General features: G+C 39.1%; 19 protein-coding genes. 3 read left to right on the top strand and 16 right to left on the bottom strand.

From position 1 onward, the window contains the following. Positions 1-191 precede the first annotated feature (191 nt). Genes dltD through BFM96_RS03260 form a run of 5 tightly spaced genes read right to left on the bottom strand, consistent with a single transcriptional unit; the run spans position 192 to position 4,640 of the window. A complete protein-coding gene (gene dltD, locus BFM96_RS03280; protein WP_068990263.1) occupies positions 192-1,466 on the bottom strand; it encodes a D-alanyl-lipoteichoic acid biosynthesis protein DltD in 1,275 nt (424 codons plus the stop codon). Further along, a complete protein-coding gene (gene dltC, locus BFM96_RS03275) occupies positions 1,459-1,698 on the bottom strand; it encodes a D-alanine--poly(phosphoribitol) ligase subunit DltC (RefSeq protein WP_067087969.1) in 240 nt (79 codons plus the stop codon). Before dltC ends, dltD begins: the two co-directional genes overlap by 8 nt. Before the next feature lie 12 nt (positions 1,699-1,710). Next, a complete protein-coding gene (gene dltB, locus BFM96_RS03270; RefSeq protein WP_068990260.1) occupies positions 1,711-2,955 on the bottom strand; it encodes a D-alanyl-lipoteichoic acid biosynthesis protein DltB in 1,245 nt (414 codons plus the stop codon). Continuing rightward, positions 2,952-4,487 carry a D-alanine--poly(phosphoribitol) ligase subunit DltA gene (dltA, locus tag BFM96_RS03265; protein ID WP_068994138.1) on the bottom strand — a complete coding sequence of 512 codons (1,536 nt, stop codon included), beginning with the start codon at positions 4,485-4,487 and terminating at the stop codon, positions 2,952-2,954. Before dltA ends, dltB begins: the two co-directional genes overlap by 4 nt. A gap of 21 nt (positions 4,488-4,508) precedes the next feature. Further along, complete coding sequence (locus tag BFM96_RS03260; protein ID WP_068994135.1) at positions 4,509-4,640, bottom strand: teichoic acid D-Ala incorporation-associated protein DltX; 132 nt, start codon at positions 4,638-4,640, stop codon at positions 4,509-4,511. Positions 4,641-4,806: 166 nt separating this feature from the next. On the opposite strand from BFM96_RS03260, the gene BFM96_RS03255 reads away from it, so the two are divergent. Both BFM96_RS03255 and BFM96_RS03250 read left to right on the top strand, forming a co-directional pair. Next, entirely contained in the window at positions 4,807-5,772 is a 966-nt protein-coding gene (locus BFM96_RS03255) for a S66 family peptidase (protein ID WP_068990259.1), read from the top strand. Further along, positions 5,765-6,064, top strand: a complete 300-nt coding sequence (locus BFM96_RS03250) for a bacteriocin immunity protein (RefSeq protein ID WP_068990256.1) — start codon at positions 5,765-5,767, stop codon at positions 6,062-6,064. The genes BFM96_RS03255 and BFM96_RS03250 overlap by 8 nt, the downstream gene beginning before the upstream one ends. 178 nt (positions 6,065-6,242) lie before the next feature. On the opposite strand, the gene BFM96_RS03245 is transcribed toward BFM96_RS03250, so the two are convergent. Then, positions 6,243-9,020 carry a YhgE/Pip family protein gene (locus tag BFM96_RS03245; protein WP_068990252.1) on the bottom strand — a complete coding sequence of 926 codons (2,778 nt, stop codon included), beginning with the start codon at positions 9,018-9,020 and terminating at the stop codon, positions 6,243-6,245. Between the two features lie 162 nt (positions 9,021-9,182). On the opposite strand from BFM96_RS03245, the gene BFM96_RS03240 reads away from it, so the two are divergent. Next, a complete protein-coding gene (locus tag BFM96_RS03240) occupies positions 9,183-9,713 on the top strand; it encodes a TetR/AcrR family transcriptional regulator (RefSeq protein WP_068990248.1) in 531 nt (176 codons plus the stop codon). Between the two features lie 88 nt (positions 9,714-9,801). On the opposite strand, the gene BFM96_RS03235 is transcribed toward BFM96_RS03240, so the two are convergent. From BFM96_RS03235 to lacD, 10 genes are all read right to left on the bottom strand, one after another. After that, entirely contained in the window at positions 9,802-10,953 is a 1,152-nt protein-coding gene (locus BFM96_RS03235) for a hypothetical protein (protein ID WP_068990246.1), read from the bottom strand. Next, positions 10,928-11,452: an isochorismatase family cysteine hydrolase gene (locus tag BFM96_RS03230; RefSeq protein ID WP_068990245.1), complete on the bottom strand. Its 525-nt coding sequence runs from the start codon at positions 11,450-11,452 to the stop codon at positions 10,928-10,930. The genes BFM96_RS03235 and BFM96_RS03230 overlap by 26 nt, the downstream gene beginning before the upstream one ends. Then, positions 11,449-12,546, bottom strand: coding sequence for an arginase family protein (locus BFM96_RS03225; RefSeq protein ID WP_068990242.1), 1,098 nt, complete (start codon positions 12,544-12,546; stop codon positions 11,449-11,451). The genes BFM96_RS03230 and BFM96_RS03225 overlap by 4 nt, the downstream gene beginning before the upstream one ends. A 299-nt stretch (positions 12,547-12,845) precedes the next feature. Beyond that, a complete protein-coding gene (locus tag BFM96_RS03220) occupies positions 12,846-13,937 on the bottom strand; it encodes a HesA/MoeB/ThiF family protein (RefSeq protein WP_068990239.1) in 1,092 nt (363 codons plus the stop codon). A 341-nt stretch (positions 13,938-14,278) separates the two neighbouring features. After that, positions 14,279-14,416: a hypothetical protein gene (locus BFM96_RS11205; protein ID WP_188595255.1), complete on the bottom strand. Its 138-nt coding sequence runs from the start codon at positions 14,414-14,416 to the stop codon at positions 14,279-14,281. 153 nt (positions 14,417-14,569) lie between these two features. After that, entirely contained in the window at positions 14,570-15,442 is an 873-nt protein-coding gene (locus tag BFM96_RS03215) for a helix-turn-helix domain-containing protein (protein ID WP_068990236.1), read from the bottom strand. 292 nt (positions 15,443-15,734) lie between these two features. Beyond that, on the bottom strand, positions 15,735-16,307 hold the full coding sequence (locus BFM96_RS03210) for a nucleotidyltransferase family protein (protein WP_068990233.1): 573 nt from the start codon (positions 16,305-16,307) through the stop codon (positions 15,735-15,737). Positions 16,308-16,313: 6 nt separating this feature from the next. Further along, positions 16,314-17,312 carry a Holliday junction branch migration DNA helicase RuvB gene (ruvB, locus tag BFM96_RS03205; RefSeq protein WP_068990230.1) on the bottom strand — a complete coding sequence of 333 codons (999 nt, stop codon included), beginning with the start codon at positions 17,310-17,312 and terminating at the stop codon, positions 16,314-16,316. A 475-nt stretch (positions 17,313-17,787) separates the two neighbouring features. Next, entirely contained in the window at positions 17,788-18,822 is a 1,035-nt protein-coding gene (locus BFM96_RS03200) for an aldose epimerase family protein (RefSeq protein WP_068990228.1), read from the bottom strand. A 77-nt stretch (positions 18,823-18,899) separates the two neighbouring features. Then, complete coding sequence (gene lacD, locus BFM96_RS03195) at positions 18,900-19,922, bottom strand: tagatose-bisphosphate aldolase (RefSeq protein ID WP_068990225.1); 1,023 nt, start codon at positions 19,920-19,922, stop codon at positions 18,900-18,902. Positions 19,923-19,938 lie beyond the last annotated feature (16 nt).

Raw genomic sequence — 19,938 nt, 5'->3', positions numbered from 1 at the left:
TTAGACTGTTGATTGAGCAACGTTTTACAAAACAGGCAAACCTCGCTTTTTGATTTCTGGGCTCAGGTATCCATCGTCACTCCCCTGACGATGGATATGCGTCAAACTGTAAAACTATAAAAGAAACGAGGCTGGACACTTTTGTCTCAGCCTCAATTCCTTTATAGATTTCTCGATTTTCTCTCAATTATTTACTTTACCGAAAATTTCCTAACATCGCCCTTGTAATCGGCCCATTCCTTGCTGAAAAAAGCAGGGTTAATCTGATAGTTCGGAGCTGGTTTGGGATTTCTCACAAAAGGATCTACCACCTTGTCAAACTCTAACCAACCAAGCCACCCCATGTGAATGGTATCTTCCATAAAGTAGGGTTTTCCCCCATCTTTTGAAAAGTCTGCAATATTGGTAAAGCCTTGGCTCTCCAGCTGGTACTTAATCTTTTCGACCGTCTTTTGGTACATGTTCTTATCCAGCCCTGTATGCTCCATCCATTTTTCATTGACTGGTGGAATGACAAAGAGAGCATTGGTCTTAGATGTGGCAAATTGATGCAGCACCAACTGCAAGTCATTGTATTCTGGCGACTGGATATAAGATAGCTTCTTTTGAAATCCCTTGAATTTTTTAAGTTTTTTATTCAAGCGTTTTTTATAAAAGCGATCCTCAATCCCAAAATCATTGGTTTTTGTGTGTTCTCTAGCTTCTTTCATCGCTACCTTTTCCAATTCTTCATACGAAAAGGTCGTCGGCAACTGATTTATTTCTGGTAAAATCTTTTTCTCAAAATGATCACTATTTTCTGAGGTGAGCTGACTGAAAAATAAATCCTGCCGTTTATTGATTCGCTCCATGAGCGAGATGCACTGCTGATCAAGGAGATTAGGAAACTCTCCCTTAGCCAGCTTTTCCAGATTGCCTTTCATCGCTACCGTAGGATAGAGTTCTAGGAGGCGCTCTGCTGCATACCGAGCCGCCTCATCTCCTGCTTGCTGGCTCAAAAAACTCGTCAACTGGTCGCTATTAAAATACTGCTGAAAGGCACTAGAGTCATAGCCTTTCTTGGTAAACCACTGAGGAGAGACCACATAGACGACGGTCTTGCCTTCCAGTTCTGGCAACATTTGTTGCATCCCAAAGTATTGGTTCAAAGAGGCCGCGCCACGTTGTCCCAACAAATAAGGACGATAAGGACGGTCATATTTTTCAGCTAAAACAGACGGATGCATGCTATCAAAACGCAGCCATTCGCTGGAGCCAAAAAAAGGAACAAAGCGGTGGTCAGGATCCGTCAAGGCACGGACTTTCTGGGTCCGTCCTTTGAAACTCCGAGCCGTTAGGGTGACTGCCGAGCGTTTTTCAAGCTCAAAATTGTGACGAAGATGGGTCGGATAAAAAACCAATAACAAGACAACCAGCAAGGCTGCACAAAAGACCGGGCCTAAAATGAGCCATAAGCGTTTAAGCATTTCGTAACTCCGTAATGCCGTCGATTATCTTGTTTGCCGTATTCCAATCATCACGGCCAAATTCAGATACTGGAACACGAATATCAAAGCGAGCTTCAATCTCGACAATCAATTCAACGGTTCCCATACTATCCAAGACACCTGCATCAAACAAGTCCTCATCCATCATATCTGACACATCTTCCATAAATAATTCATCAATAATTTCGATGACTTCTGCTTTAATATCCATTGTAAACTCCTTTTATTTCTTAAACCACAGGTCATTTAAAAATCCAGAAAAGATTAAAAATGACAACATGACAACGTGAAAGGTCACCACAATCCCTAAGGCTTGAAGCAAGCGATTTTCTGGGAGAGGGGCAAGCCCTGCTTTTTTGCGCTCTTTATTGAGCGTTTTTTTCTTTCGAAGCCAAGCATCATTGACTACTAGACCAAGACCATGAAAAAGGCCATAAGCGATATAATACCAGGTCACTCCATGCCAGAAGCCCATGACTAGCATATTGAGTATGTAAGCCACGCTTGAGGTTGTATTTCGATTTTTAAAAACCTTATTGCGCATGAGAACCATGACCAGCCGCATAAAGACAAAATCGCGGAACCAAAAGGATAAGCTCATATGCCAGCGATTCCAAAATTCCTTGAGGTCACGAGAGAGAAAGGGCTTGTCAAAGTTTCTTGGACTTTTAATCCCCATGAGATGAGAAATTGCAATAGCAAACATAGAGTAGCCTGCAAAGTCAAAAAATAAGTCAAGGCCAAAGGCATACATCACTCCTAAGGTCGGTAGGTTAAACCAGCCACCTTGGGATAGGGCATACTGCTTGAGTGGTGGCAAAATCATGGACCCAAAAATATGGGCTAAAATGAATTTGTATAAAAAGCCAAGCATGATGTAACGCACTGCAACTTCTAGCATGTCCAGTAACTCATCCTTGTCTGGAATTGCAGTATAATCCGCTTCAAACCGCTTGAAACGGTCAATCGGCCCACTTGAGAAAGTTGGCATAAAGAGCAAAAAGCGTACGAATTGCCACAGCGTAAATTCTGTCAATACCCCATCTCGCAATTCAATGATCATCCCGACTGATCGGAAGGTCAGATAGGAAATCCCCAAGAAACCAAAGAGCGATTGATGTCCTGAGATTGCTGGAGTTACCTTGACCATAAACAGTGGAAAAACAGCGAGTGCCGTATGAAGATAAAAGACCCATTTATTATCTTTTTTCGCTCGATACCATTTGTAGCTGAAAACCCAGCTAGTTTGCCACATGACATAAAAGAAGAGGGCAAAAAGTTGAGCTAGGCTCGTTCCTGTCAACATCAAGACAATAAAGGCTAGACTGACCACCCCTTCATACCAGGCAAAACGCTTCTTAAAAAAGAGACCGATAAAGATAGGCAAGACCGCAGCAATCAGATAGACAAAATACTGCGGATCTCCGTAGGGTTCCAAATGCGGAAGTTGGTTGACAAAGCCCATCATCGGTTGTTTACCTCGCTGATTAAGCCCTTGATGTCAATCTTGCCATTTGGGGTCAAAGGCAGGCTCTCGCGATAGAGGAATTTCGACGGCATCATATACGACATCATGATGTCTTCCAAGTCTTCCTTAATGGCCTTCGTGATGTCAATGTCTCGTTCAAATTGCTCACGGACACCCTCTTTCAGAATGACATAGGCCAAGAGATTTTGTACCTTATGGTCCTTATTGTAGCGTGGCACCGCTACTGCTGATTTGATATACTGGGATTTGTTGAGATTTTGAGATACATCTTCTAATTCAATCCGGTAGCCATTAAACTTGATTTGGAAATCCATCCGACCACCGTAAAGCAGAAGACCTTCTGCTGTCATAGAACCAACGTCTCCTGTATGATAGGCTGGTAATCCTTCAAATTCAAAAAAGGCTTCTGCTGTTTTTTCAGGATTATTCATGTAGCCTTTTGAAACAGCAGGTCCTGAAACGATAATCTCTCCCTGCTCACCAAACTGAAGTTTATTGCCTGCTTCATCAATGATAAAGGTTGGCGAATCCGCCTTGGTATAACCGATTGGCAAGCGTTTAAGGGTTTGTAACATCTCGTCTGTCACAGCAACCGCTGATAAGGCTACTGTTGCTTCGGTCGGACCATACGCATTAATAATCTGCGCACTTGGGAAACGATCACGCAATTTCTGAGCTGTCTTCACCGTTAATTCCTCACCATCAAAGTAGAAATGGGTAATCTGCGGCATTTTCTCTGCGTTGAAGTCCTCAGACAACATCGCCAAATCAGCAAAAGAAGGGGTTGAGGTCCAAATCGCAATCGGCAACTCCAAAATCGTTGCAAATAATTTCTTGAAATCCTGTGCCATGCTACTTGGCAATGCAAAAAGAGTGCCACCAAGAGCCAGAGTTGGTGCCCAATACATGACCGACAAGTCAAAAGAATAAGGAGGCTGAGCCAGCATTTGCGGTCTTTCTGGTGTCGCAAACTCCTTATCGGTAATCATCCAGTTGGTAAAACTGAGCAGATTGTCATGGGAAATTTGCACCCCCTTTGGCTTACCAGTAGTGCCAGATGTGAAAATGATATAGTAATTATCATCTCCCTTGACCGAATGGGTCAGCTCATAAGGTCTTTTCTCTTCAAAAATTGCTGTGACTTCTGACAGGCTGAGCTGAGGAATCGCTACTTCTAATGGAAAATCTGCAATCCCAATAATCAAGCTAGGCTCTGCGACTTCCACAATCGCAGATACGCGCTCCAAGGCCGAGTGGCTATCAATCGGGATATAGGCATGACCCGACTTGGTCAAGGCGACAAAGGTTGCTAGCATCTCATACTCTTGTCCACCAAAGACCACGACAGGAGATTTTTCAGGCAAACCTAGACTGTCAATCTTTGCCGCAAGGCTATCCGAATCTTGCTTTAAATCACGGTAGCTATGCACCTCGCCCAAGATATTATAAACAGGAAAATCAGGCTGAGTTGCCGCATACTGTTCAATTGTTTCAATCATGTCTTTTATCATCAACTGTCTCACCATACACCTCTAAAATTCATTGTAAATAAAGCCACCTTGACCTTGTCCAAGGTAGGAAAAAAAGTACAATAGGGCCAGAAAAATCACGAAATACAGCAAGGTCTGCCCTAAAAACTTATAAATAATTGGATGTTTTTTCATCATTCAGTCACTCTTTTGTTAGAATATCTAACCTATTTTACCATTTTATAGGGCAAATATTCAATACAAAACTTTTAAAATAGCTATTCTACAGTTTCAGCCTGAAAAGCCTTGCATTTCCTCTGAAAAAGGAGTATACTAAACAAACATCAAAGGAGGTATGCTAATGAAAAAATTGCTTAAAAATGCCCATATTCGCGTTGTCAGTCCCTCTTCTTCCATTGAGAGCATCGGTGGATTTGAAGCCAATCGAGCGGCCAAAGAGCGTTTAGAAGGGCTTGGATTTCAGGTATCCTTTTCAAGCCATTACGATGAGCATGATATGCTAGACTCAGCCAGTATCGACAGTCGTGTAGCTGACTTGCACGAAGCCTTTTTAGACGATAGCGTGGGTATGATTTTAACCACGATTGGTGGCTTTAACTGCAATGAACTGTTGCCTTATCTGGATTATGAGCTGATTAAGGCTCATCCTAAGCCTTTCTGTGGTTATTCTGATACAACCGCCCTGCTCAATGCCATTTATGCAAAAACTGGACTGCACACCTATATGGGACCAGCCTATTCTAGCTTTAAGATGAAAGCTCTCCAAGACTATCAGACAGAAAGTTGGCTAAAAGCCCTGACCCAGACTTCCTATGACTTGACCCCAAGCAAGGAATGGGGGAGCAATGCTTGGTATCTGCCGGATGCGGAAATGACCTTTCATCAAACCAAATGGAAAGTTTACAACCACGGACAAGCTAAGGCTACTGCTATCGGTGGTAATTTGTCCACCTTCTCGCTCCTTCGTGGCACGCCCTATGCACCACAAGACAAGGACTACATCCTCCTCTTAGAAGAAGCTGAGGAAGACGATTATTTCAACTTTGACCGTGCTCTTGCAGCACTCCTTCAAGCCTACCCAGAGCCCAAGGCTGTCCTCATCGGGCGTTTCCCAAAAGAATGCGAAATGACCGAAGAACTTCTCCTTTACATCCTAGACAAATACCCTGTCTTACAGACCATACCCGTCATCTATGACATGGACTTTGCCCATACTCAGCCCCTCTTTACAGTCACCATTGGAGCGACCGTAAGCATTGATACAAAGACCCTGACCGTACATGTGGAGGAAAGAAACGATGACTGATAATGACCTTCTCACAGAAATAGTCAATCTCATCCTAAATCCCACTATCAAGGAAGAGGAACGAGCGATTTTACGCCGATTTAAGGACCAAGCCCATCCAAACAAAGATATGAGCCTGCTCATCCCTTACTTGGCAGAAGAACTCCGACAACTAGCTGTTCAAAATATCCGCAAAAACACCCATTTGTCCAAAGAAGTAGCTAATTTTTACCAAAAAATCGCTTATTATGCAAAAAGCAAGCAAGAGCTTGGACGAGGTTTACTCAGTGTTGGTATGACTTTTGGCAGATAGTCTTTCCTATCAAAACAACTCTAACATGCTACCAAGATTTTTTAAATCGCCCTCTCGTCTTAACATCTCTCCTGAAGGACAATACCATTCATGTTTGAATTCCGTAAACATATAGGCAAAACTATTACCGACCGATCTTTCAGCATGAAACCAAAAGAGCTCTCCTGAGCTCTTTTCTTTATTTTTCACCTGATTGAGGTTTATAGATTGCAAGACCAAAACCAATCGCTAGGCACAGCATGAGGCATAAGACTGTAACCTGTCCACCGATATGTCCTCCCATGGAGATGGTTTGCCGCAGTCCTGCCACAGAATAACTGATAGGAAGCCATGGATTGAGAGCCTGAAATACTTTATCCGTCAACTGCAATGGGTAGGTTCCCGCGCTTGACGCCAATTGCAAGAGCAGTAAAATCAAGGACGCAAAGGCACCCAGTCTGTTATTCCACGTAACCAAGCTAGTCACCACTGCCATAAAGGTACTGCTTGCAAGGAGAATCAACCAGAGAGTTGCCCATTCATGGTTGGCAGTCAAGCCAATCCAATGCACCGCTCCATAAACGAGAAAACCAGCTATCAGGGCAATGACGCCATTGACTTCAAGACGACTCTTGAACCACTCCAGGCGATTTTTCGGTACACGACCAGATGGCAAGGTACTAAAGATCATATTGGTCGAGATTGCTGCGACAAAAAGGGCAACCGAAATCATATAGGGTGCCATGCCCACCCCATTTTTGCCAACATGGTCCTTATCTGTTTTCTTTGTTTGCAAAGGATTGGCAAGGATAGCAGCATTCTTTTTACCAGTTGTCACCGTGGAGAGGGTTTGATCAGCTGTATCAAGCCCCGTTTGCAACTGCTCAGCTCCTGTCACAAGACTAGCAAGTCCTGTCCCCAACTGCTGACTTCCATCAGCCAAGCTCCCTGAACCTGCTGCAATTTGTGTCGCCCCCTCGCTTAATTGAGTAGCTCCTGATAAGAGAGCAGCAGAATTTTGATTCAATAAGCCTGTCCCTGTCATTAGTTGACCCAAGCCTGATAAAAGCTCTCCATTTTTGCTGGTTAATTGAGTAGCGCCTTCCACTAATTGATCAAGACCACTATGAACTTCTGTATTTTTTCCTACCAGAGTGGCGCTACCTACCTGCAAGGCTCCCATCCCAGCGTTCAAAGTAGTATTGGTCGCTACTAGCTGGTTTGCCCCAGATGCCAATTTATCATTGTTTGAGACAAGGGTCTTGGCTCCTATTTCTAACTGGTTAACCCCTTGGGCGAGCTGTTCGTGATTCGCCACAAGCTGCGCAGCACCATCTGCCACGCTTGATACACCTTGGGTGTAAGTGGTCAAGCCTTCCGAAAGGGAAGTAGCCCCCTTTGTCGCCCTTTCTAAGCCAGCTAGAAGGTTTACTTGCTGGTCTGTGCTAGCGACGATTCCTGAAATAGCTCCTCTGGTCTGTTCAATCACGCTACTCGCTTCTTGAACGTTAAGGCTTGCTCCACTACTTGATAAGCTAGTCAATTGTCCACGGATACTGCCCGTCAAATCCAAAATAGCTTGGGCAGATGCTTCAATCTGGCTAGATGTTCCAAGCACCGCAGCGCTCAATTCGGTCTGCTCTTCTTCAGAAAGATGCTGATAAGCACTGGTGGCTGTTACACTGTTTAAAACGGCTGAACGCTCTGCATGGGCACTAGAAGCAATAACACCAGCCTGACTTTCGATTGTAGCTAAACTGGCTTCAAGACCATTCCCATCAGGTGCACTCACAGGTTGACTCAGACTTGCTTGAATCTGACCCAGAGCTACTTCTAAAGCCTGCAACTGTTGCGCCTGCTCGGGCTTTATTCCTGCATCTGCTACTGCGGTCTTCAAACTTTCCAGTCCGACTACAAGCTGATTGGCACCAGCAGTCAAGTTAGTAGAGGTAGCACTCAACTGATTCGCACCATTAGCGACCGCTGTCACCCCCTGCAGATAACGAGAGAGATTTGGAGAAAATTGCTCCAAACCACCAGATAGATTTCCCACTCCTTGCAGATAAGGAAACAAGCCAGCTGATAAATCTGCCACCCCTTGCGTATAAGCTGTGACCCCATCAGACAATTGATTGGTGCCAGCAGAGAGCTCAGAAACGCCTTGGGTGTAGGCCATCACACCTCCTGCTAGCCTTGACACTCCACTAGACAGAGTAGTCACACCGTCCGTATAAGCCATCATCCCACCAGACAAAGTATCAAGACCTGTGGCTAATTGTTGCACCCCTAATGTATAAGTGCCAAGCCCTGTATGTAATTGATGAGCCCCATCTGAAAAAGTCATCGTCGAGGCCGCTAAGGTCTGCAAACCAGATTCCATAGTCTGATTGCCAGCCTGCAGGGTCTTACCACCTTCTGCTAGACGACCGCTCCCAGCTGCAGCCTTTTCCAGCCCGTCTTTAATATTTCCCATACTGTCAAATAAAGAAGTCGTATAGGTGTTGGTGATATTATTAGCAACAGTCTGTTTAAGCGATACCATCGCGGAATCTCCCATCTTGCTCGCAATAAAACTATGTCCACTAGATGTTTGATAATCAATCACCATCTCCTCTGGCTGATCTGTCAAAATGCTAGCCGCTTTTGCGGACAAATCATTGGGCAGGGTCACGATCATATAGTAATCCCCTTTTTCAAGCCCCTTTCTCGCCTCTTCTGCAGATACCATCTGAAAATCCAAGGAATCATTTTTCTGCAACTGCTCAACCATATCCTCGCCAATCATCAAGGTCTGGGCGTTAAAGGTCGCTGGCTGATCTTGATTCACAACCGCTACGGGTAAATCCGATAATTTCCCATAAGGATCCCACATTGAGCTCAAAAAAATCACATTATACAAGGCCGGAATCAAGGAAATTCCCACCATAATGATGATAAAACTTGGTTTTTTTAAAATTGCTTTCCACTCTTTAAACATATTTCGCTTCCCATTTCATAGTTGACTACCCCAAAAGGGCATTTTTTGCACATATTGTCCAAATATTTGATATAATAGAATTATACTCATTCTAAAAAATTTCACAAGTAGAAATCATTAATTTTAGACACGATGTTCATTTTTGTGTAAAAGGGGAGACTAATGGAAAGTAACAAACGTCAAAAAACTAAGCGAATCATCGAGCAGGCCATGGTCGAGCTCCTCAAACATGATTCCTTTAATCAGATTAGCACTGTGCAACTGACAGAGACAGCTGGCATTAGCCGCAGTAGTTTTTATACCCACTACCGCGATAAGTATGATATGATTGAGCATTACCAAGAAAAGCTCTTCCACCAGTTGGAATATATCTTTGATAAATACTCCCAAGACAAGTACCAAGCGATTCTGGAAGTTTTTGAATTCCTTGCTCAAGAAGCCCTATTATCCGCCTTATTGACTGAAAATGGTACTAAGGAAATCCAGACTTTTCTCCGCCATAAATTGCAGATTATGTTGGCTGAGGATCTGCAAGAACGATTTGGTAGCAGGTGCCTTTCCCCGCTTGAGACAGAGTACAGCCATGTCTATCTAACCAATGCCTTTTTCGGTGTCTGCCAGATGTGGATTGCCAGAGGCAAAAAAGAAAGCCCCACCCAAATGGCGGACTTTCTTCTAAAAATGTTGGAGTAATAAGAGAAATTCACCAGATTTTCTGCGAATCAAAAATGACATAATAAAGTTAATTACGAAGCAAGTAAAAAATCAAGTGATATTCGTTTTAAAGATTACTAGATTGACTTAATTTCTCCTTAAAGAATATTATTCCTACAATAAGTAATTCAATAAATGTGAGTAGAATAACAACTAAATTTGATAAAAAATAATCCCATTCTTCATTTATAAAATTATTATAAGTTTGAACGACTGCTAATATACTAGCTGGAATCCCTACTTTAACAAGAATAAAAAGTTCAATTATTAATCCTAAACCAATCAGAATACTATAATACTTAGATGCAGCCGAGATCCCTTTATGCTTAAAATAAGATTTTATAAACATAAGCGAGTCTGTCATTAAGTTTCTAGAGTCAATAATATCAGCTATAACAAAATATAAATCAGTTTTTAAATAAAACTTAAATTCAAAAATTATACCAACTACTAGAAGGAGTATTGTAACCTTTGATATATTATAAAACAACTGAACTTTAGTAAAATTTGCAACTAAAATAAAAAATGATAACAGTGTAATGTCACAAAGTATCCCAGACAAATAAACTAGTATACGCTTCGGCTTTTCTAATAGCCAAATATTATCAATTCGAGTCTCAAAAACAAAATAAAAGAATCTTCTTCCTATACCAATAAAACCTAATTCTCCACCAAGAAGTCTAATTGATAAAAAATGACTGAATTCATGTAACATTACTAAAATAAAATCTAATACTGTGACTGTCATAGTTGTTATGAATAGAGATTTTGAAAAAAAGATATCTGAATAGTCTAACAAAGAAACTGATAATTGAGGAATCAAAATCAAATAAACATAACTTAGATATAGTACCCATACAAGAATAGTCACTTTGTTAAAAATGCGTTTCAGTACTCTTTGCCTAATCCATGGAAAACTAATCCCTCTTTTATTAATATTTTCAGACGTAATCAATTCCCCATTGAATATTTCAAGAAAATTTAATTCAACTAATTTACTAATAAAATTTTCTATCTCATCAGTAGAGAAAGAGAATAATTTATACTTAACTAATTCCAAATTCTCCAATTCCATTATTGATTTAATAATTTCATATGCATCTTCTGAAATTTCAATATAACGATTTAAATTTCTTCTTCCAACTATATAAGAATTCTCTCCTTCTTTTTTACACACAAAGTCTGAGAAGAATTTAATTTTTTTTGCTGAACTCTTCAAAATATAAAACCTCAACTTCTCCCGACCAATCCAATATACAACCCACAAAATCAGTAATATCTAAATCTTGCATGTCATAGGTATTACCATTGTTAACCGTTGCGGTTGCATCTTCAATATACGTAACTTTATAACCTCTATCTGAAGCAATAATTGCAGAAAATAGACAACAGTACTCAGCATTGAAACCTGTAATAACAATTTCATTTATTTGATTATTTAATAAAATATCATTCAATTCTTTACTTTTGAAGATATTCGGAGAGTCTTTTTCAATAATAAAATTGGAAAGTTTTGATAGCTGCTCATCCAAAAGTCCACTTATATCTCCACTATAAATAATACTTTCTTTATCATTGTCAATATGCTTTGTGCTAATAATGATGTCTCCGTTCGATTTAAAAATATTTTGCAATTTCAAAATATTGTTTCTTAGAACTTCAAAATTTCCTCTAGAAAACATTCCATTTTGACAATCTAAAATAATTAATGCCTTCATTGACTACACTCCATTATTTCTACTAATTTTTCAAAAATTTTTTTCACATTGTAAAGCGATACATTATTTTTATCAAGCAATGGATTGTATTCAACTATGTCAGCTCCAACTATATTATGTTTTTTTAATAACTTTAAATATTTTAGTAAATCATCAATTTCAAATCCTTCCGGAACTTGATAGGTGGTACCTGGATTTCTTAATGGCTCCAATACATCAATATCAATTGAGATATAGATATTTTTGACCTCACCTCTTGAAAAATATCCCTTAAAATCATCATATTCGTTAAATACTTTATCATCACAAATATTATAAAATGGGAGTTTTGGCTCTCTGACTCCAACATGTATAATCTCATTAATTCCTTCAAATTCCCTAATTTTTTCAATATAATTGTGATGATTTAACGGAAGCTTTCTAAAAGTTCCAGAACAATCATAGTGGGCATCAAATTTTACAAAAACTATATTTTGTTTAGAGTCAGTTGATAAGGATTCAACTATTGAACACGAAATTGAATGATCTCCTCCCATAACTAGGATTTTTGAACTTGAATTTAATGATATGACATCTTTTACTCTGTCCTGAAAATCCATTATAGATTCTCCCGGAAGATAAAGGATATCTCCAATATCTATTACTCTACCCAATATATTACTTTTATATTGATAATCGCAATTTTCCATAAAGAGATTATTATAGCTATTTGAAACTCCTGAAAAATATTTTCTAAAATACTCCGGCGCTATTTTAGAGCCAGTTGTCCCCGTAGAACCAGCATCATAAGGAACTCCGATAAATATAATATTAGTGTTATTATTTACATTACTTGATAATATCTCTGATTTGATCACCGGAGGAAGATTATAATTTAAATCAGATTCTACTAGATTAATTTCCTGTAAATAATTTAAAATTAAATTTATTTCACTAGCATCTGCACCCTCATAATGAAAAGAACCTTCAACCATCTTCAAAATTACATTATAAGTGTATTCATTTACAATAATCTTTTGACCTGTTTGTAAGTTTGATAACTCAATATTATTCTCAATATTTCTAGCTGATATATATTCTTTTTTTATCTTCATTTTATCCCCCAAAAAAGGAGTGGGACAAACTAGGATGAACGCGTCGCGCTCATCCTAGTTTGTCCCAGTCTCTCTCTTGTATATAAAAGAACCTTGTATGCACTTACAAAATTCATAATAAAACTAATTAAGATTCTGGATTAATCGTATTACGTCCGCCACGCTTAGTGAGCTCAACTGAATCTAACACTCTAATTTCAATCTTTTTAGTTTCCTTTTTTGTATTTTTCATATTTTCTCTCCTTTCTACAAGTGTAGTATTGATTAACGTCCCTCTCCAGGGACAGAAATTAAAATTATTATCTACAATTACACATTTGATTTTTTTTCACTGGTAAATAAGAAATTGTATAATCTCTATAGTCCAAAGTAAATAATTGATTAATAACCCTAGGAGTTTCAAATTTTGTAATATATCTAATAAAGTCAAAAATCATAAATGAAGTAATACACGATGATGTTGCTGCTAGACAATTATTTTGTGTTGCATATCCATGATTTTTTACTTCAGTATATTTTAAGTAACCTTCAGTCGAAAACTCTTTTAAATTTAGTTCTCGGCAGTTAAAACAACTTGTTTCTTTAGGAATGATTGTTTGAAAATATGAGGAGGCTTCACTATTTCCACCATATATCCATGCAGTTTGTGTATTAAGACACGCTTCATTAATCCATTTATATATCCAGATTGAAGGTTGATCTGCTGCACAAAATACAAAATCAATATTGTATTCTTTTATTAGCGTTTCTACATCCTCCATGCATGTTATCTCTAACTGAAAAGTAGTAAACTGAATAGAACTATCAAACATATCTAATTTTTTCTTCGCCGCCTCAGATTTTAAACAACCCACATCAGATTCAGAATATAATAATTGTCTATTTAAATTAGATAAATCTACTTTATCGAAATCTACTCCATAAAGTTTTTGTACTCCTAAAGCTGCTAAATTCATTGCTAACGAGGAACCTACACCACCTAACCCAATAATTAATACATTAGAACTTATAATTTTCTTCATGTAATTAACTTTTTCTGTTCCAAGATAATCAAAATTTGATAAGAAATTCATTGTACGACTATGGCGTTCAATCTCTCTAGGAGTCAATGAACTCTCTACTGTTAATGCATAGTCTTCGAGAATCAAAGGATAACTTGAAAGCCTATCAGTAATATCAATTACTTCTTCAATATCTAAATCATTGTATTTATATTTTAATTTGTTGTATATATCACCAATGGTATTAATTCCATTACAGTTACATAATATATCATAAACTAAACCACTTTGATCAGTTATCTCTAATGCAAAATCTGGAGTAGCACCAATGGATAGCTTTTCACCATATGGTATTAAAGATAGCTGTTTTTTAAAATATGGAAATTTCATAGCCCTCCCCACACTAAAATAGATCCTTACATCTACAACCGTAATAATTATTAAAATAGTAAAAAAGTTCAATCACTATGATAAACTTTTTTGCAGCTTATCTTAATCATCATAATATCAAGTTCTGTATTTTTCTGTGTTGATATAGGACTCTTTAGTTCTTTAAATATAGAGAACATTGCCTTTGGTACGAAGTATTTCCTAATATATTTCTCAAAAAACTTGATAAAAAACCTATACTTTACTATTTTATTAAACTTTGCTATTTAAACGCTGTGCTAATAACCCAAACTTCTTAACTACAACACGGATTTACAAAAAATTATATTATTTTATCGAAATTAATTCATATGAATATTAGCAGGGCCAGGGTCAATTTCTCCCATTGGTCTAATGTTATTAACTCCACTTTTTCCAATAGATAAAACGAAACCAGCTAACAAAGAAATAACGATAAGCTTTTTCAAAACTTTTTTCATTAGAATCTCCTTTATTTTTTATAGATTTATAATATCACTTAAAATACAAAATTTCAATATTTTTAATGCTTTTATGTGTCTTTTTTTATTACAATGTACCTCTTTGTATTTTTTAAATAAAAAAACGACATCTTTTGAATGTCGCTACAGTACTTAATCTTGAAAATTATTTGAGATATAATGCTCTATCGTTAAAGCCATCTCTTTATTATTATCTAAATTCTTATACAAAAAAAATGCTGTTTCAAAGTATCTTTTAACTTCTGTTTGATTTGAAAAGTTCTTACTTATGTTTCCTAATAATAAAAATAAATCTGCTAATAAATAAGTTGTTCGATAATCTTGGCATAGCTTAATAGTTGCTGTTACTTGTTGGATAGCTAATTCAATATTTTTTTGTAGCCAATAATAACGACTAAGATTAAAGTTAAATTTTATTGAAAGCTCCAATTCCTCTATTGTATTTAAATTTAATTGATGTACTTGAGCTTTTAACTCTTCCTTTATTAAATCAAATCTAGCTAGATTTTCTGTATCATAGTAGAAATTAAAAAGAGTATTTGAAATTTGAAAAAAGTTAATATCAGATTTATCAAGTGATTGTACTATTTCTTCTAGTCTTTCTATTGCCTCCTCCTTTCTATTATAGAAATAAAAATCAACCAGAGAGCCAACCCACTCCAAATAAATTTTGTCTGATAGTGATAAACGATGATTTTTTTCTTTCTCTAATTCATAGATATAAACCAACGATTCATAATTTCTTTGAGATATGAATGCTTTAGCAATTTTTTTAAACTCAAAAAGCTCTGTTGATTCATTTAAAATTTGTTCATCAAAAAAATAATCCATACTTACATTAAGCCTCTTAGCTAACTGGTATAATAATTCCGAACCCGGAGTATACTCCCCTTTCTCTAATCTGCTAATTTGACCTTGCTGACAAATCCCATCCGCTAATTCTTTTTGAGAGAGCCGGAGTTCTTTCCTTCTACTTTTTATTCTAGTTGCCAATAATGTTCCCATGACTGCTACCTTTCTTATTTCATTCCAATAGTATATTCTATCACTCTTGAACAAAAATGTAAATTTTTTATATTTTTATTTAAAATATGCCTATTCAAATATATTATATTCTATAAAGAACAAGACTAACCACTGCATTTTGGAATCAAAAAAAGCCACCGAATTGGGTGGCTTCATAGGGAGATTATTATGAAAAAGAAAAGTTTTTAGGGGTTCAAGTTAAGGTTTTCTTAACTTGTGACCTCATTATAGCCTTCCCAGCTTAAACTTTTCTTAAATATTCTCTGATTTTTTAAATTTTTCTTATCAATGTATTCTTTTGTAAGCTCGGCCATTTCTGGACCCAATTTTTCTGGCTAATTCGTTCGTGATAGAGTGCCAGACGAGCATCATTTTCTAAAAAGTGCGGAGTGGGGTGCAAGCGAAAATTCACAATATCCTCCAAACCATAGGGTGCAAACAAGTCCAGCTCATCATTGTTCAGCAAACGCAAACCAACTGCCGTGCAACGCTCTGGGTAGCGGCTCATCGCATCTTGCGAGCTCTTATAGGGCTTCGTATGAGGACTATGAACATGCATATAGACCTGATTTTTCACTTCCCACAGAAATTCTGGGTAGTTTTCTTTGAGACTTGCCTCTATCACACATGTCTCCTCATAAGAAATATCTGGGTCAAAGAAAATAACATCCACATCTGTTGTCCTATCAAAGGCTGAGTGACCAGATAGGCTGTTCCAGATAAAGTTGCGCACACTACCTGCACATAACCATGCATCCCTTAACCCCAAATCGCGGATAATGCTTAAAATCTCCATGATAGAGGGGTCTTCCCTAAACCAGCGGAGGATTTCTTCTCTTTCCATCGTCTCTCACTTTTCTTTATAGGCAATTCCTAAATGCTCATAGGCCTTCTGTGTCGCCACGCGCCCCGTACGAGTTCGCATGATAAACCCTTTTTGAATTAAATAAGGTTCATACATATCCTCAACTGTTTCACGCTCTTCTGCGATATTGACCGATAAGGTCCCTAAGCCGACTGGCCCTCCTCCGTACATCTCAATCATGGTGCGGAGGATTTTTTGATCCACATAATCCAGCCCCTCATGATCCACATCAAGCATGGTCAGAGCTTGATCAGTCATGGCCTCATCAATCATGCCATTTCCCTTGATTTGAGCAAAATCCCGCACGCGTTTTAGCAAACGATTGGCAATCCGAGGTGTCCCTCGACTACGCAGAGACAATTCCCTCGCCGCCTCATGGGTAATGTCCATCTCAAAAATGTCTGCCGTCCGCTCAACAATCTCTGTCAAATCCGCTTCTGCATAGTACTCCATATGCCCTGTAATCCCAAAACGGGCTCGCAGAGGATTCGATAGCATCCCTGCACGCGTCGTCGCTCCTATTAGAGTAAAAGGAGGCAAATCCAAATGCACACTGCGGCTCGTCTCCCCAGCCCCAATCATAATATCAATGTAAAAATCCTCCATAGCACTGTAGAGCACCTCCTCCACAGCCATGGGCAAACGGTGAATTTCGTCTATAAAGAGGACATCCCCAGGCTCCAAGTCATTTAAAATAGCCACCAAGTCACCTGCTTTTTCAATAACTGGCCCCGATGTCTGCTTGAGATTCACCCCCAGTTCATTGGCAATGACAAAGGCCATGGTTGTTTTTCCAAGCCCCGGTGGGCCAAATAACAACACATGATCCAAGGCTTCATCTCGCAACTTTGCAGCCTCAATAAAAATCTGAAGCTGGTTCTTGACCTTGTCCTGTCCGATGTATTCACGTAAATATTGAGGCCTGAGGGTCCGCTCGACCACTTCCTCATCCCCAAATTGTTCCATGTCTAAAATTCTACTCATAGACCTATTATAGCAAAAAAGAGGGAGACAGACAAAGGGCAACTCTTTCACCTTAACACCTTAAAAAGGAAGAAGGCCTGTCCTAACTTCCTTAAAATCAGCACCTCTTCCTCCCTGCTCGATATTTAAACTAGTACTCTATAAAAACCAAAATATGACTAGGAGTTTGGGACAAAAATCTGATTAGAAAAGTGAAAAACGAACAAAGGAGGAATTAAAATCTTAAAACTCTCTCTTTGTTCGCTTTTTGTATCTATTTTAGTAAAAGATACTATATGAAATTATAGAATTTCTACCGTGAAAATCTTTTTCTCCCAAACTCGTGTAGATAAAACGAGCCTAGCTTGTGTCCTAAAAAACGCAGGGGTAACGGAGGTTAGCCGAGGATTATTTCCAGCCCTCAACAGTCCGCTAAACTGTTGAAGCAAGGTGAGTTAACAAGGTCAGATTTTGATTGTTGACGAGTATAAAATCCTCAAACAGTTACAACACTAGCTTGGTAGGTCGTCGTACTGGTAAAAATCTCTCCAGCCCGCAAAATCACCTGCTCTTTTTCTGGACGATGAATGGCATTCGGCAAGCGTTGCATTTCCAGAGCAATTCCATTGTGAAGAGGGCGATTTTCGCCATGATTATCAGGATAATTCGCCGTATAAACCACAGCCACAGGGCAATCTGTCCGCACAATCAACTCTCGACCACTGGAAGGATGATAAAGACGAACTGCCACTGGATTGCTCTTATCCAACAAGAAAGGATGATCCAGTCCACCATTTACAATAGCAATCTGCGGATCTTGCGACGCAAATACCTTCCCAAGACCCACTCCCGTCTGCAAATTCTTAACAAACTCAGCCTGACCATCAACCTGCAGAGCTGGCAAGCTGACCTCATCCACTGGATAAACACCTCTTGAATAAATCGTTAATTCATGGTCATCCACTGTCTGAAACACATTGCCACTCAGGTTAAAATAGCTATGATTAGTCGGATTGATCAAGGTATCTCGGTCTGTCTGCACTTGATAAGATACCTCAACTTCACCCTCTTCAGACAAACCATACGTCACCCAAATCTTCAGATTGCCTGGAAAACCACCTGTTCCATCAGGTCGCTCTAGGTAAAAAGTCACGGATTTATCGCTTTTTTCCTCTAGCTGAAAGATACTGCTATCCCAGCCAGTAGAGCCACTATGATTGCAGTTAGTCGCATGATTGACCTCTAACTCATAGCTTTCCCCCTGCAAGGTAAACTGAGCCTGACCAATCCGCCCAGCTACCGGCCCAATACTAGCCCCATGCTTGGGACTATTTCCGATGTAAGCTTGTAAAGAATCATAGCCTACAATAATATTAGCAGTCATGCCCAATCGATCCGGCACCTGATATTCCAAAATCGTCGCACCATAGTTCATCACAGACAAACGATACCCCGCTTCATTTTCCAGCTGATAACGGTGAACCTCTTGCCCATTGATCTGTCCAAATACATCTACTCGAATGGCTCTCATAACTCCTCCTTTATGGCAAAAAGGAGAGAGGACTTTTGTCCACACCCCTTATGCTGTTTATGATTGGCTTTTAGAAATTAAAATCCGCGAACGTCCTCGTAAGGAACTTCCACTTTTTCCTTCCAGCTCACTGCTGTATCTGCAAGAACGGCGTTCAAATCTTCGATATTTTTGCGACCTTCGCTAGCAAGCCATGCACGAGTTTCTTCTACCCCTTCGTTTGCAAAGACATCTACAGAGTCTTTCCAAGTTGCACGTCCGCAAAGCACACCATTAAAGTTTGAACCTGCTTCTTTAGCTACTTTCAAGGTTTCTTGGAAGAGCTCCGCACTCACACCCGCACTGAGGAAGATAAATGGCAAGTGAGTAATTTCCGCTTGTTCCTTGAAGAAAGCTTTTGCTTCATCCAAGGTATGAACAGCTTCGACACCTTCTGCAGTGTAGCCTTCCACGAAATTCATATTTACAGGCACTTCCACTTTCAAGACATCTACCTGATAGCGAGCATCTGAAAAGACACGCATCGCTTCATTTACCTTGTGGGCTTTCACTTTGGCATAGGCCGCACTCTTCACATCTTCATCGCTCGCATCATACGTCACGATTTCAAGGAAATAAGGAATATCTTCTGCCACACATTCGCTACCTACACGCTCTACCCAGGCATGTTTGACATCATTGATTTCAGGTTTGTCATCTACATCATAGTATAGAAGAACTTTCACCGCATCGCCACCCAATTCTTTAATCCGTTTGGCAGACCAATTTGGCAATAAATCTGGGAAACGACCTTCTTCTGTCGCATCATAGCCCGTTTTTTCATAAGCGACAATCAAACCAGCTCCTTCAGCACGAAGTTTGCTTGCTGGAACCCCATATTCAGGATCCAAAAGGATAGAAGTCGCATACGGAGTTAGTTCTGTTGAAATCAATTCCTTAAAGGTGACAATTCCATCTTCACCCGTCTCAATCTTACCACTGGCCAACATTTTTTTCAATGAACCCCGTTGGTCAATCGCCAAGGCTCCAATAACACCATTTTCATCGGATAAGTTTTGCAAGTGACGAAGTTTTCCTTCAGTTAGTCTTAATTTTTTCATGTATTCTTCCTCTTTC

The organism is Streptococcus himalayensis (assembly GCF_001708305.1).
Taxonomy (GTDB): domain Bacteria; phylum Bacillota; class Bacilli; order Lactobacillales; family Streptococcaceae; genus Streptococcus; species Streptococcus himalayensis.
This window is presented reverse-complemented; position numbering and strand designations above follow the sequence as displayed.

Excerpts from the sequence above, each read along its gene's own strand:
- dltD (WP_068990263.1), bottom strand. The coding sequence starts at position 1,466 with ATGCTTAAACGCTTATGGCTCATTTTAGGCCCGGTCTTTTGTGCAGCC.
- dltC (WP_067087969.1), bottom strand. The coding sequence starts at position 1,698 with ATGGATATTAAAGCAGAAGTCATCGAAATTATTGATGAATTATTTATG.
- dltB (WP_068990260.1), bottom strand. The coding sequence starts at position 2,955 with ATGATGGGCTTTGTCAACCAACTTCCGCATTTGGAACCCTACGGAGAT.
- dltA (WP_068994138.1), bottom strand. The coding sequence starts at position 4,487 with ATGATAAAAGACATGATTGAAACAATTGAACAGTATGCGGCAACTCAG.
- BFM96_RS03260 (WP_068994135.1), bottom strand. The coding sequence starts at position 4,640 with ATGAAAAAACATCCAATTATTTATAAGTTTTTAGGGCAGACCTTGCTG.
- BFM96_RS03255 (WP_068990259.1), top strand. The coding sequence starts at position 4,807 with ATGAAAAAATTGCTTAAAAATGCCCATATTCGCGTTGTCAGTCCCTCT.
- BFM96_RS03250 (WP_068990256.1), top strand. The coding sequence starts at position 5,765 with ATGACTGATAATGACCTTCTCACAGAAATAGTCAATCTCATCCTAAAT.
- BFM96_RS03245 (WP_068990252.1), bottom strand. The coding sequence starts at position 9,020 with ATGTTTAAAGAGTGGAAAGCAATTTTAAAAAAACCAAGTTTTATCATC.
- BFM96_RS03240 (WP_068990248.1), top strand. The coding sequence starts at position 9,183 with ATGGAAAGTAACAAACGTCAAAAAACTAAGCGAATCATCGAGCAGGCC.
- BFM96_RS03230 (WP_068990245.1), bottom strand. The coding sequence starts at position 11,452 with ATGAAGGCATTAATTATTTTAGATTGTCAAAATGGAATGTTTTCTAGA.
- BFM96_RS03225 (WP_068990242.1), bottom strand. The coding sequence starts at position 12,546 with ATGAAGATAAAAAAAGAATATATATCAGCTAGAAATATTGAGAATAAT.
- BFM96_RS03220 (WP_068990239.1), bottom strand. The coding sequence starts at position 13,937 with ATGAAATTTCCATATTTTAAAAAACAGCTATCTTTAATACCATATGGT.
- BFM96_RS11205 (WP_188595255.1), bottom strand. The coding sequence starts at position 14,416 with ATGAAAAAAGTTTTGAAAAAGCTTATCGTTATTTCTTTGTTAGCTGGT.
- BFM96_RS03215 (WP_068990236.1), bottom strand. The coding sequence starts at position 15,442 with ATGGGAACATTATTGGCAACTAGAATAAAAAGTAGAAGGAAAGAACTC.
- BFM96_RS03210 (WP_068990233.1), bottom strand. The coding sequence starts at position 16,307 with ATGGAAAGAGAAGAAATCCTCCGCTGGTTTAGGGAAGACCCCTCTATC.
- ruvB (WP_068990230.1), bottom strand. The coding sequence starts at position 17,312 with ATGAGTAGAATTTTAGACATGGAACAATTTGGGGATGAGGAAGTGGTC.
- BFM96_RS03200 (WP_068990228.1), bottom strand. The coding sequence starts at position 18,822 with ATGAGAGCCATTCGAGTAGATGTATTTGGACAGATCAATGGGCAAGAG.
- lacD (WP_068990225.1), bottom strand. The coding sequence starts at position 19,922 with ATGAAAAAATTAAGACTAACTGAAGGAAAACTTCGTCACTTGCAAAAC.